This window comes from Streptomyces sp. NPDC102258 (assembly GCF_055584685.1).
Window position 1 is genome coordinate 1 of record NZ_JBVJLO010000015.1, and the last position, 12,692, is coordinate 12,692.

Genomic DNA, 12,692 nt, shown 5'->3' on the forward strand with positions numbered 1-12,692 from the left:
CCCTCACCTCAACCTCACCGGCGTCACTCGATCAGTGACCACGCTGAAAACGCTCAGTGAACGGAGGCTCGAGCAAAGCCGACCGGGCATCAGACACGTCACGACGATCGCCAGTCGGCCGTCGGCGTCAGTGATGACCCGCATGGACCCGCAGGACAGCAACAACCCACGAGTGGCACTGCACTCATCAGATCACACCACGCGGTCAACCACCTCCCTGCCACCCGGCACGTACGCAGCCGCCATGGCAGCCTCACCGGTCATCGAGCCCGGGTCTCGGCAGGTCAGCCACGAAAGACCAAACGCCGCCCATCTCGCCACCAAACCTCACCGACTACCCTCTGCTATCTTCTGTTGCCGCCAGTGATCAGTTAGGGGTTCTGTTGGTCACCCATGTAACGCTGCCGGGAGACCCGGCACGACTGTCACGCCTGCAACAGGTGTCGCCGGACCTGGTCGACGACTACATGACGCTCGAGTTGTTGGCAGCGGGTCTGGCCGGGATCCACGCCAACCAGCAGAAGGCTCTGTGGAGTTCCCCTCAGCCATCAGCGGACCCCGTGGGGTTCCCTTCGGCATGGACTGCCGGTGTGAGGCGCCTGCTGTGGAGGGCGCTGGAGGATGGATGCCGTGAGCTGACCTCACATGCGGATGTCTTTCGCTGGTGTCGAGTCCCCCTCAAGGATTGGCCCCTCGCTCTGCGTGTCGCCCAGAGCGACTTCGAGCTGCTTCTGATCGAGAACGGCAGGCCGTCTGCCTTCACCGAGCAAGCTGCGCAGCTTCTCCTGTCCAAGGACCCCGAAGCGGAGCTGGTGGAGAATCGGTGTTACGAGCTCATGATCACTGTGGCCGATCGGAACGGGCAGACCGAGCATGAGGTACAGAACAACTACGTTCACCTCCGAGGCTTCCTGACGAAATATGCGGTGGCCTCCGACATCGACCTGCTGGGGCTGATTCGGGCGTTCCCCGCCAAGGACGCCAATGGGCAGCCGTGGGTCAAGCGCTGGTTCACGCAGTGCTACAGGGCTCTTCCAGCAAACGGCGCCATCGTACTGAGCTTCTGTGACGGCTGCGGCAACCTGCTCACCGACCGCTGCGGCTGCGGCACATCGGGCTGCACCGGGGAGCCTATTGTCCGCACCGTGGAGACGATGTCGGAGTATTTTGTACAGAACCGGGCGGTTCGCCGATTCTTCCACGATCCTGGTCTGGCGGAGCAGCGCATCTTCGCGGCCCTGGAGCCAGCCTTCGGAGAGCGCCTGCACCCCTGGTGGGGCATGGACGCGGTGGATGCGGCAATCGACTTCGAGAACACCGGGAAGATGGGCTTCGGTGAATGGTGGGCTGCTGACGTCAAGGATCACGCCAGCGCCACACTTCTGGGGCGCTCGTTCCGCTGGAATCCGCGCGCCGTGTCTCAGCGGCGGATCCTCGTGATCGCGCAGCACCGCTTCGAGCAGCCTGGTTACATCGACGACCTCGCCACATCGCTGCAAGGGCGTGTCCAGGGTGTGGAGATCATGAGCGAGGTGGCCTTTGTCGCCGCTGCGCTGGCTCGCGACGGGCGTCGATCCCGGTGACGCGTGAGACCGAAGGCTGGCTGGAGGGGCTGGAGAACAAAGCGTCCTCGTCAGGCGTGGCCGAGGCCGTTGAATTCCTGCCGGTCCGTGAATTCTTCCGCGTGGAACTCGGGCTGTACTTCTTGTCGGAGTACGCGCCCGGTGAGCCGGCCACCCTGCTGCGCAAGTTGCTCGACGGGTATGCCCTGCCGGGTGCCGACACTGAGACCGTGGTGCGCAACGTGCGTCGCCGCATGGGGCCCACGGCGCGCGGTGGGCAGTGGAGGCTGCGCCTCAACGACTACTGCAAGGTCCCCGCTCATCTGCGGTTGTTCGAACTCGACCAGGACGCCGGGACGCGGGTGGTTCACGGCAGCGTGTTTCGCCGGCGGGGGAGCTCCAAGCTTCCGGAGCGGGAGCAGGCGTACCAGGATGCGATGTCGGCGCCCGTGGCCTACAGACTGGAGAAGGCCCATGAGCCGGCGTCCCCAGGGATGAGGGTGCGGTTCAAGCGGGCAGACGGCAGCATCGTCCGGCTCCGGATTCCCGGCTGGCTGGACGAAGCCCCGCCTGAACCTCGTTTGGAGCCGAAGAGCAACAGGACCAGGCGCCCGTTCCCGCAGCTCACGGAGGACGATCTCCGTCAAGCCGCCAAGGAGATGGACCAACGGCTCAGCGGCAGCGAGCGCTACTGCACGCAGAACTTCACTGGCCGGGTGGAGAGGATGGTCTTTTCTCGCACGGACCGCGAGGCAGGCAGCCTGACCGAGGGCCTTGGCATCTTCGCCATCGACGGCATCGCGCACGTCGTCGGCCTGATGAACTCCGGCAAGACGACCTTCAACGACGTTCTGGTCAAGATCTGCACCGATCGCGGGCTCAAGGTCGGCTACCTGGTCTCATCCGTCGGGAACGCCCTGGACAAGGTCAGGTTCTTCCACGCCCTGGGCATCGACGCCGTTCCGCTGATCGGCCACACGAACCGTCAGATGCACATCGCGCGCTACTGGGACGATCTCCTCTACGTTCCTGATAGCGGCCAAATGCCGCCCTTCCCAGACGGACACGACGAGGCGGCCGACTTCACGACCGACATCTGCCTGCTGGAAAGCCTTCTCGAACCCTCCGGTCCCGTGGCCCAGCCCCTTACGCTGAACGAGCGCCCCTGTCGTGACGAGCTCCGTGTCGACACGACAGGAAAGCGTGCGCAGGTGGTCGATTGCCCTCTGCTCGCTGTGTGTCCGGCGCAGGCAGCCGTGCGGGGTGTCCCGAGTGCTCAGGTGTGGGTGGCCACCCCTGCCGCCCTTCTCGCCAGCAGGGCGGAGCCCGCCTCGTACAACACGCAGTGGATCATTCCCGCTCAGCACGAGCTCGACCTCGTCGTGGCTGACGAGGCCGACCAGGTGATGACGCAGTTCGACAAGAAGTTCATGCACCACGAGCCATTGACCAGTCCTGAGGGCTGGAGCAGCCGTATTGCGGTGGCCTGGCACGAGGGGCTGGCGCGCACGTGGTACCGGCCGATGGCCGATCGGCAGGGGCGTCGCTATCAGCAGTACGCGACATATCACGCCCAGGCCCTGGCCGGCTTGCTGCCCTTGCTCATGGGGCCTTCCGCTGAAGGACAAGAGGGCCGGGACGCGAGCAAGGAGCTGTTGGCCGAGGTGACCACGGACGGTCCCTTCAGCGGGCACACGCTGCTCATGCAGCTCGCCCGGGCCCTGCACGGCATCACCAGCCGGGTCGAGGAACAACAGCATTCGGACCTGTGGGAACGGGCCGAGGAATACTTCCAAGCTCATTTCTCCCGACTCATCCAAGACCCCTTCGGCTCACCTCCCCCTGGTCTGAAGTCACTGATCGACACCATGACCTCCGGTTACAACACCGAGGCGAACGCCGAGGAGGTAGCCCAGGACTGGCTCACGCACCACATCCCCGAGGGCATGCCCCACCCGGGAGACCGTCTGGGCGAGCTCGCCCGACTCCTGATCGCAGGCTGCTGGAGCGCACGCGTCACGACCACCGTGTTCGAACTCTCCACCATGCAGGAATCCCTCCGAGCGCTCATGTCCGTGGAAGACACGAACAACCTGATGGCCCACCAGCCCAAGCCGGAGCTGCTCGCGGTTGTACCGGAGCAGCCGATGGGCAACATGATGGCCCTCCAATGGACGCCTGACCTCAAACAAGTCGGAGGATCACTGGACCTGTTGTGGCTGAGGGGAGTCGGACGGTGGCTGCTCTACCACCTGCACGACATGCTCGCGTGCGAGGGGATTGAAGGCCCGCATGTGCTGTTGTCGTCCGCGACAAGCTACAACCCGCTGTCCGCCCGCTACCACATCAACATCCTCCCCACCCTGATCCTGCGGGAGCCCGCCGATTGCGCCGCGGCGATCCGGGAAAGCCGGTTCTACACCCGGCCCCGCCGGCGCCCCGGTCACGAACGCGGCATCTTCGTCTCGGGGGCCGGGGGGCGCAGCGCGCGCCAGGCCGCTGTACGGGCCATGACTGATGCGGTCTGTACCCCTGACCCGGGGGCGGCCCAATCCCTGCTGGAGCAAGTACTTCAAGGCTGCGCCCCTGACCGTCGCAGGGCTCTGTTCGTGGTGCTGAGCACTGAGGACGCGGCCACCAGCGCCCACTACATGAACACCCGGACATCAGTGCGCGCTGTGCATGTCGTACCCGACCGCCAGGCTCCCGGGCTCTACGGCCTCAACCACCGGCGCATCTCTGCCTTTCCCAGCACCGATGCCGACGTGATGGCGGCGGCTGAGGGCTCTGCCGGCCGCGGCCACAACATGCTCAACAAGCAGGGAGTCGCGGCGATCCAAGCCATCTTCTACCTGGCGCGTCTTCACCCGCCGCCGACCGATCTCTCCTTCCCCCTCGCGGTCCTCAACTCCCAGGCGATGCACCGGTTGTTGGATCCCATCCGCTGCGACGATCCCGCCGCCGATGCGGCACACGAGATGAGGAAGCTCGCCTACGGGGCCCGCAGCACCTGGGCCACGATGATGGGACGCCCCCTGAACTTCCGCTCCATGAAGGACGACTACCTCCGCGACGCCTTCGTGACGGACCAGGGATCCACCCTGTACCAGACCACGGGGCGAGGACTGCGCGGCAACGTGCCGGTCCAGGTCTACCTCCTTGACGCGGCATTCGCCCCACGTGCGGCAGATCCACGCGACACGACGCCTGACACCGAACGCACCAGCGTGCTGGTCGCCTGCCGAGAGCTCACCCACCGGATGCTCACCGACCCGGGACCCGCGGCCGACGCAGACGCACGCCTCAACCACCAGATCTATACCGCCGTGTGGGAGCTGCTGGGGCACCTCCTCGACACCATCGACTGGGGATAGCGCACATGAACGAAGCCGACAACGCCGAAGCTGAGACCGCTAAGAAGCCGTCGCCGCCGCCTCGCTACGACCACATCATCACGCCAGGGTTCGCGGCACGTCCCCGCGCCGAACTTCCCGTCACCGTACACACGGCGATCTTCCCTCCGGGCCTGTTGGCCCGGATTCAGCGCGCTTGGAACAGCAACCCGAAGGCACGCTCGCCTTATCTGCCGACCTACGCCTTGCGCGAGCTGGTCGAGCAGGTGGAGCCGGCCATCCTCTCGGTCGAAAGCCGCCTGGAAGACGGCCCCTGGCTGCACGCTCTTCACCAGCCCCACAACGACCTCCCGCTTCAACTCGCGCTGGAATTCTGGATTACCACACACGTCGCGCCACACCAAGACGACGTCGACTGGCCCACCCTCGTCAAGCGAGCCATGCCCCTGGAATGGACCCAGAGCGAAGTCGACCTGCTGGCCCGGGGCCGCGCCGTCAACGGAACAGCGATCCCACACGCCCGCACGTTCTCCCTGCTTGCCACCTACATCGCCGGCCGCTGGGTGGACTCCAAGCTCGCGCTGCCCGGACACACCGCCAAGGGCTTCTCCGTACTCGGCCCCCTGACCGACCGCGGCGAACGCAGCATCTACAGCTGGCCACCCCGAGAACTCAACGACGACGAGGCCTACGGGCTGTGGACCCACCGGACCGCACTGCGTGTGGTCTCCATGCCCCACGACGACCGACTCATCCTCCGGGCCGTGCCGCACATCGCCCGTTTCGGCGGTGCTCAGCCGGCCTACATCCCACGTCGCGGTGAAGGCCCACCGGCAGCAACCATCCTGCTCTACCTACCCAAGGGCGCACTGCGCGACATCGAGCGTCCCATGCTGCTCCGCGCACCGGTAACGGTCACGGGCAAGAAGGAGGACATGCGGTGGCACTGGCAGCCAGGCATCGCCCGGATCCTGCCCTCGCTCCCCTCCAGCCGCCACTATCCCAACCCTGATGAGGTCCGCGCCGAGCCGCGCCACGCCGCCGGCATCACCCGCAACGATCGTGACGCGGATAACCCCATCGCCATGCTGTTGCACGCCAACGGCTACACCTACATCACCCGAACCGACCTCTCCGACGAGCCACCGGCATTCAACACGCACGGCCACCCCGCAGATACCGGCCTCCAACCCATCGACCACCTCACCCTCTTTGAACACCTCAAGGAACCGCTGGCGGAACTCGGATTCGACCCCCTCTCCGCCCTGGAAAAGACACCGCAACGCCGACCTCCCCGGCTCACCCCTGCACGCCAAGACGCCGAATATCGCATTGAACTCTGGCATTGCGCCCCGAAGACCTATAAAGCGGTGCACCTTGCGCTCACCAGGCTCCTGAACTACCAGCACCTCGGTGAACGCACCGCCGAGCCCGGCGTCCACGACTACGCCGGGCCCACCAAGATCACACTGCTGCTTCGCAACCCGGGAACCCTCGTCTCAGGCTTGGCCAGGCCGCCGGCGCAGGCGGAGGCAGAAGCCCGCAAGGCACACCGGAAGCTGGTGCGAGAGCAGCGTGCCGAAGCCGTGCGCGAGGAATTCCCCGAAGCCGACCGCATCATCGGCGCCCTCGTGGAGATCGATAAGCCCGTCTACTTCGCCATGGCCGGAGAAGACGATCCCAAGCGGTTCCTGAAGCACAACCTGCCGCAGCTAAACCGGCACGTGCAATGTCTGCACCCGGTCACGGCCTCGCCGAAGCCCAACGCAAAGAGTGCGGGGTTGAAGCCCTTCGAGGACAGCGACATCCGCTGCGAGGACGTGCAGCGCGCCGCCTCATCGGTGAAGGACCTGCTGCGCTCGCTTGGACATCTGCCCCGCCTGCCCGCGCCCCTCGGCGTCACGGGGAACTTCGAGCTGGCCACCGTGCACATCGCCTACTCGGGCTCGTGGATGATCCCCTTCGTGCTGCGGATGGACACCGAGGGAAACACGACCGCTCAACTAGTCGTGTCAGCAAGCCATCCACAGGAAGCACCCATGCCCCTCGAGGAGCTTCCCCGAGCGCTCACGTCTGGACGAGGGCGGATGCGGCGACGGGACCGGGCCCAGCTTGCCGACTTCATCACCCAGGCACTCGCGCTCGACTGCCACACGGAGCGGCTCTTCCTCGCCCGCGCCCAGACTCTGCGCAACAAGGAGGTGTGGCCGTGGCTGCAGAACCCGCACATCAACCCGGACGCGTTCCGGCTCCCCGGCGAAGAGTGCGCCAACCCGCACCTAACTGCGGGACGCCAACCGAATGACCTCCCTGGGCTACGCATCGTCCGCGTCAACGAAGAGCCTTATGAGATTCCTCTGGCCTTCGGCGCCAATCTCGAGGACGAGCCCGACGTCCTCGCCGACGACACCCCAATCGACGCGGCTACCGATGAAAAGCTGTGCCCGGAAGCCGCTCCCGCTGCAACCGACCTGCCGTATAAGGAGTGGGGCAGGTACTCCGGCGTCGTCCCGTGGAACGATCACACCTTCCTGGCGATCAACCCGCGGTCTGACACCCACCAGCTCCCCAAGACCGTCTCCAAGTACGCGGGTGAGGACCAGAACGCCACCCGTCACGGCGCCAACCCCACCTCCCTCGAAATCCACGTCTCGTTCCGGCAGCCTCGGGACCGTGCCGCCGACCTGGCCGCGTATGTGAACAACCTGCGCCGGTGCCACCTCCACACGGACACCCCCACGCGCCTGCCGCTGCTGCTGCACCTGGCCAAGCTCATGGAGGAGTACATCGGCTGACCCATATAGTCACGTACGCTCATCAACTCCCTTGCTCTGCCCCGCCTCCTCCGAAAGACAGCTGCTGGAAGAGCATCACGTCCACGGGTTCCTTCCCCGCGAACGGAACGGCCAAGGCGTCCAGGTCGACTTCGCGGGGATTCGGGGCTTCAGGCCGCGCGCACCTGTTCCTGTTTTGCGACGTACCAGCGCGGGGTTCGGCTCCGGTCTGGATGCCTCAATGCAATGGTGAGCCGCCCGGGAATGAGACGGCACAACCAGTGAGATGCGGGCCGCAGGGCGGATGGCAGAGTGGCCTCGTGCCTTCGAAGAACAAGCTTGACCAGCCGCCCCTGCTCTACGCCGACGCCATCGACATACCGGTCCTCTTCCGTGACGGACCGGGCGGGCGGACCAAGGGCGAATGGCGCCAGGACGATCTCGCCGCCTGGGAAGGGACAGGCTTCCCCGGTAAGGACGGGTGGTACCTGCCGACCACGACGTGGCGGGAGATCCTCAAGGCGGCCATCGACGTCGGCCGTGATCTTTCTCCCTGGCTTGACCGCCCGCACTACGCGGCGCGGGAGATCTCAGCCCGAATAGCGCCGATGGAGACCTACATGGACCTCCATGACGGCCCCCGCCTCCACGACTACAACGCCGGCCGCCGCCTGACCGCGAACATCGTCCTGCAGGAAGGCACGGAGTCCAGTGCCCGCGGGGCGTTCAGCTACCGGATGGGCATGACCATGGCCGAATGGGCCTGCCGTTCCCTGATGGGCCTGAGCCAGACCTGGCACATCGAGGACAAGTGGCCCAAGGGGATCACCGACGCCGCACAGAAGACGAAGCCGGTCAAGGGCCAGAAGAATCCGCGGCCCGACCTCTGGGGGCGGCACCAACCCGAGAGCCGGTACTGGCTGATCGAGGCCAAGGGCGGCGACATACGGCCCGGCCGGCTCGATCGCGGCTGGGAACAGCTTCAAGGCGGTTGCACTGTGGTCCACCCTCACGGACTGGACCACCGTCTAGTCCTGTGCGGAACGGGCCTCAGACGTCACGTGAGCCCGAGAAACGACCTGTTCGTCACGATCCGCCATGAACACCACCCAGGGCAGCCCGACACTCCCTCCGGCTCACTGACCAGCGCGAACCCTTCTCAAGCGGGGCCGCAATCGGCGGAGGCAAGCCTCGACGAAGACGAGAGCGGCGCCACCCTGCTGGATGTCGCCCGCTCCCAGATGCTCCTCTTCATGGCCCTACGCGCCGTGGAAATCGCCTCGGTCGCGCAGCTGCGCCTGGTACCCGTCGCCCGGGAACGCACGGAGCGCCGCCGTGCGTCGGGCCTGCTCACACTCATGGAAGACGACCAGGCGACCCGCGCTCGGCGCGACGCCCTCCGTGAACGGAGTGAGTCCCCCTCCGAAGAAGGAGCGCAGGAGGTGGGCCTGGAGAGCTTCCTCACCGCGCGTGTCCCCGGCACGGATGTCACCCTCGGCATGTCACAACGGCTCTACGCCGCCTGCGAAACACTTCTCTGGGCCGACCGGGACATCGCCGCGCGGACACCCGGGCTGCGCGCCGAGGACCACGTCGACGTCAACCTTCGTGAAGGGGAGATCGACGAGCGTGCGATGGCTGCCCGACGCGAGTACCGCGAACGACAGGAGGATGCGAGGCCGCACATCGAGCGCGCGGTCCGCCATGCCTTCACCGACTCCCAGAGCGGCCCCTGGAGGGAGCGTCTTGGCGTGAGCCCGGACTTCGCCCACTCCCCCAGCACTCTGGAAGCCACGACGCCGGAAACCTACCTGTCCATCAACCCCACGGACATCGTCCACCGTCAGCACTGAGCATCCTTACCTCACTCCCTGCTGCGCGCCTCGCCCCAGACCAGCGCCGAGCCTGCCTCATCGCGCCTTGCCCGTAGCTCGGCGCGATGGGTTCAGTGCCAGCAGGGAGCGTGGCCGTTGCCGTTGCCGCGGCGGACGCGGTGGCGGCGGCCAGGATCAAGCTGGCTCCGGCCATGCACGGGACCGGACTGAGCTGTACCGCGGCGTAGAGACCGAGAAGTGCCCAGCCGCGCGGACACACGGGCGAGCCGCCTTGCAGGCTGGGCGGAGCACCCCGGGGGCAGAGCGAAATCGGCGGGCATCTTCGTCCATGCCAGGACACCACCGCGGCGCGACCACCGCTCACCAGCCCGCCCTGCTCCGGCGAGAGCCCTGCGTCAGCCGGGGGCGCACTGAGTGTCAGTGGCCAGCTCTACCCTGTCGGCCATGACACCGCCTGCATTCAAGTACGCCTACCTTCAACCGCTGTTCGCGGACATCGAGGGCCTGCGAGGGGTGAGCGCCTACCGGCAGCTGCCGGCGCCGCAGGTATCGAGCAGCCTCGCGTCGGACGACGCACCGTTGGGCCCGTACTCGGCGTCGGTGCTGATCCGCAACTCCTTCACCGCAGGAGTGGCACACGCGGACGCGCTGCGTAGGCTCGTGCAGCACGGCGAAGTAGATCCGACAAGCCCGTGGACTCTCCTGCGCGGCGCCCTGGAGAACTTCGCCACGGCTGCCTGGCTCCTGGGCGCCAACAGCGATCGCGCCCAGCGGCGTCTGCGGACACTGCGCCTGTGGCGAGAGGACATGCGCAACCGGGCTCAGCACGAAGAGGCCACGGACCACCTGCCGGTCAACGGTGGCAAGACGGGACGCGAACGAGTCCAGGAGATAGACGCCCTGGCCCTCTCACTCGGCATCCGGGGCAAGCTCGCCAAGCCGCAGTCGGGGGTACTGATCGCGGAGGCGGCCGACGGCGTCGGCCTTACACCGGGCAAGGTCACCGCCTCCTGGAATGCCGCGTCGGGCTTCGCTCACGGCCGCTACTGGCCCAACCTTCGCGTGTCCATGCCCATCGAGGCCGTACGAGGAGGACCTGACCACTACCTGACAGCCCTCGTGATCGACGAGAGCGAGCACCGGCCGCTGACCCAGTACACGCACTCTTTCCTGCAGCACGTCCAGACCAGATACGCAGCGCGCGCCACGGCTCACTGACGAGGTTCGCTCGCCCGTTCACCGATGTGCTCGCTAATACCGCCTGCGGGAAGATTTCGCTGCCAGCGCTGGCCCTCCCATGGCCGCTGTCAGAGCCATCGGACAGAATCCGCACGGGCACGGCAATGCTGCAGGCGACGTTGCCGAGATGGGGGTTTGCCAATGACGGATGGCGAGATCGTCTACCAAGGGCCGCTGGGGGAGATGGCTCAGGCCGAGGCCTGCTCGGCAGGAGTGGATCCAGCGGACCTCTACGTGGCGGCAATCAGCTGGTGGTCTACGGCAGTCGCCCCCGCGGTCTCGGTCAGTTCATGGCCGGACGCCCCGGTGGCTGTCTGGACGTCTCTCGTGTCTCCTGATGTGTTCGACGCCGACGCGCTGCATCACCTCCTCCACCGGCTCCTCAACGGACCCGCCCCGTTGGCAGTCCACCACGACGTAACGGACCAGAAGCTGCTCAGCGCGGCCTCCCACACCACCCGCCGGGCGGAGAACGCCGGCGTCGGCACGCCCACCTTCCTCCTGACCGGTTCGCCATTCACATCAGGTCGCGGCAGTTCGAGAATCAGCACGTCGCTGGAAGGGCACTTGCGACAGGCGTGGGACGGGCGACACGCCCTGCCCACGCGGGGTATCGGCCGCTACCGGGCGGCCAGGAGACTCGATCCACCACACTTCGGTTCCCTGTGGGACTTGTCCGCAAGCGAGTGGCGGGGCTTCCTTTCCACAGACGCTGCCACCTACTCCCGCGTCCTGCACTTCGCCCGGCGGTCAGCGCCCGTCCTACGCGCCCACTCGGCGTCGGGCAGTTGGCGGCACGAGCTGGCAGCGGCGTACGGCTGGGCCTACAACACCCGGCCGGTGCTGACCTACGCCCCTCGCGCAAGGCGGCAGTGGCAGGTGATCCGCGAGGCCGAGTGCAGCTGGGACGCCGCCCTGCCCGAGAACCACGCCGACTTCTACCTCCGAATCGACGATCACGTCTCCCGCATCGCCGGAACGCTCGCGGCGACCGAACGCACCGCCATCCACAGCGCCCACATCGAGTCCGCCTGGTCACTCGCACGCCGTGCCGTCCTGGACACTGCGCACCTCGCTGCCATTGACCGCAGCATGGTGGAACCGGTCGTCAAGCAGCTGGACGACCGGCTCTTCAACGTGTCAGCACCTGAGGGAGAAGCCTCTCCGATTCACGCAAAAGGGCCCGAGTCCGAAAAGTGGCGGCCGCCCGGCAGAGGCACGCACAGGAGTCAGATGCCGACTGGCAGCAGCGCTGTGCGCAAGATCAAGCAGTGGTACCAGGACCGGTGCCAGATGTGCGCCGCAGTCCTGGCCCTGCCCTCCCCGCGCCGTCGATACAGCGAAGCGGCCCATATCCGAGCCAGAGAGGACAACGGCCCCGACGTAGTCGAGAACCTCCTGTGTCTCTGCCCGACCTGCCATGTCCTCTTCGACGCGGGAGCACGGGTCCTGACCGACGACCTCACGATCGTCGACACCGTGACGGGCCAGCACGGGAAAAGGATCAACCTACACCGGTGGCATTTCATCGACTCCCGGTACGTACGCCACCACCGCCAGCGCTGGGCTGGCAACGGCTTGCAGTCGCTCGCAAGCGCGCCGTCGGCAGAGCCCAAGTTCTGAGGCCCTCCACCGTCGACCATCGTTTCGGGCCCTAGCCACGGAACGACAGTGCGCCCTCGCTCCCAGGAGCCCGACCTCAAGTGGTGCTCGTGACCCCAGGTAGTGAACTACCGGGACTTGAGCCACATCACCCAATGCTCCTGCGGCCGACGCCATGCCTGACGGTTGGTGAATTCACCCGACTTGGCAGCCGATGCACGGCGGAATATAGCTGAAGATCCCCGGTTTCCGAAACCGGGGATCGTGTAGATGATCGAGACTCCACCGCCACTCCCCTGCCCCTATCCGAAAGGCATCTGCCGCCCA

Annotated in this window: 6 protein-coding genes; all 6 read left to right on the plus strand. The window is 66.4% G+C overall.

The window, feature by feature from the left end; translation table 11 throughout:
- Positions 1–383: 383 nt before the first annotated feature.
- The 6 genes from ACZ6ZT_RS23630 (at position 384) to ACZ6ZT_RS23655 (ending at position 12,386) form a co-directional block, all read left to right on the plus strand.
- Positions 384–1,583, plus strand: a complete 1,200-nt coding sequence (locus ACZ6ZT_RS23630) for a restriction endonuclease-related protein (RefSeq protein WP_469721832.1) — start codon at positions 384–386, stop codon at positions 1,581–1,583.
- Complete coding sequence (locus ACZ6ZT_RS23635) at positions 1,580–4,936, plus strand: pPIWI_RE_Z domain-containing protein (RefSeq protein WP_469721834.1); 3,357 nt, start codon at positions 1,580–1,582, stop codon at positions 4,934–4,936. Before ACZ6ZT_RS23630 ends, ACZ6ZT_RS23635 begins: the two co-directional genes overlap by 4 nt.
- Positions 4,937–4,941: 5 nt before the next feature.
- Positions 4,942–7,710: an RNaseH domain-containing protein gene (locus ACZ6ZT_RS23640; RefSeq protein WP_469721835.1), complete on the plus strand. Its 2,769-nt coding sequence runs from the start codon at positions 4,942–4,944 to the stop codon at positions 7,708–7,710.
- Between the two features lie 299 nt (positions 7,711–8,009).
- Positions 8,010–9,542, plus strand: coding sequence for a gamma-glutamyltransferase (locus ACZ6ZT_RS23645; RefSeq protein ID WP_469721837.1), 1,533 nt, complete (start codon positions 8,010–8,012; stop codon positions 9,540–9,542).
- A gap of 426 nt (positions 9,543–9,968) precedes the next feature.
- Entirely contained in the window at positions 9,969–10,742 is a 774-nt protein-coding gene (locus ACZ6ZT_RS23650; protein ID WP_469721838.1) for a hypothetical protein, read from the plus strand.
- A gap of 162 nt (positions 10,743–10,904) precedes the next feature.
- Positions 10,905–12,386, plus strand: coding sequence for an HNH endonuclease (locus ACZ6ZT_RS23655; protein ID WP_469721840.1), 1,482 nt, complete (start codon positions 10,905–10,907; stop codon positions 12,384–12,386).
- Positions 12,387–12,692 lie beyond the last annotated feature (306 nt).

What these genes read in the sequence shown, in the direction of transcription:
- ACZ6ZT_RS23640 (WP_469721835.1), top strand. Translation starts at nt 4,942, where the DNA reads ATGAACGAAGCCGACAACGCCGAAGCTGAGACCGCTAAGAAGCCGTCG.
- ACZ6ZT_RS23650 (WP_469721838.1), top strand. Translation starts at nt 9,969, where the DNA reads ATGACACCGCCTGCATTCAAGTACGCCTACCTTCAACCGCTGTTCGCG.
- ACZ6ZT_RS23655 (WP_469721840.1), top strand. Translation starts at nt 10,905, where the DNA reads ATGACGGATGGCGAGATCGTCTACCAAGGGCCGCTGGGGGAGATGGCT.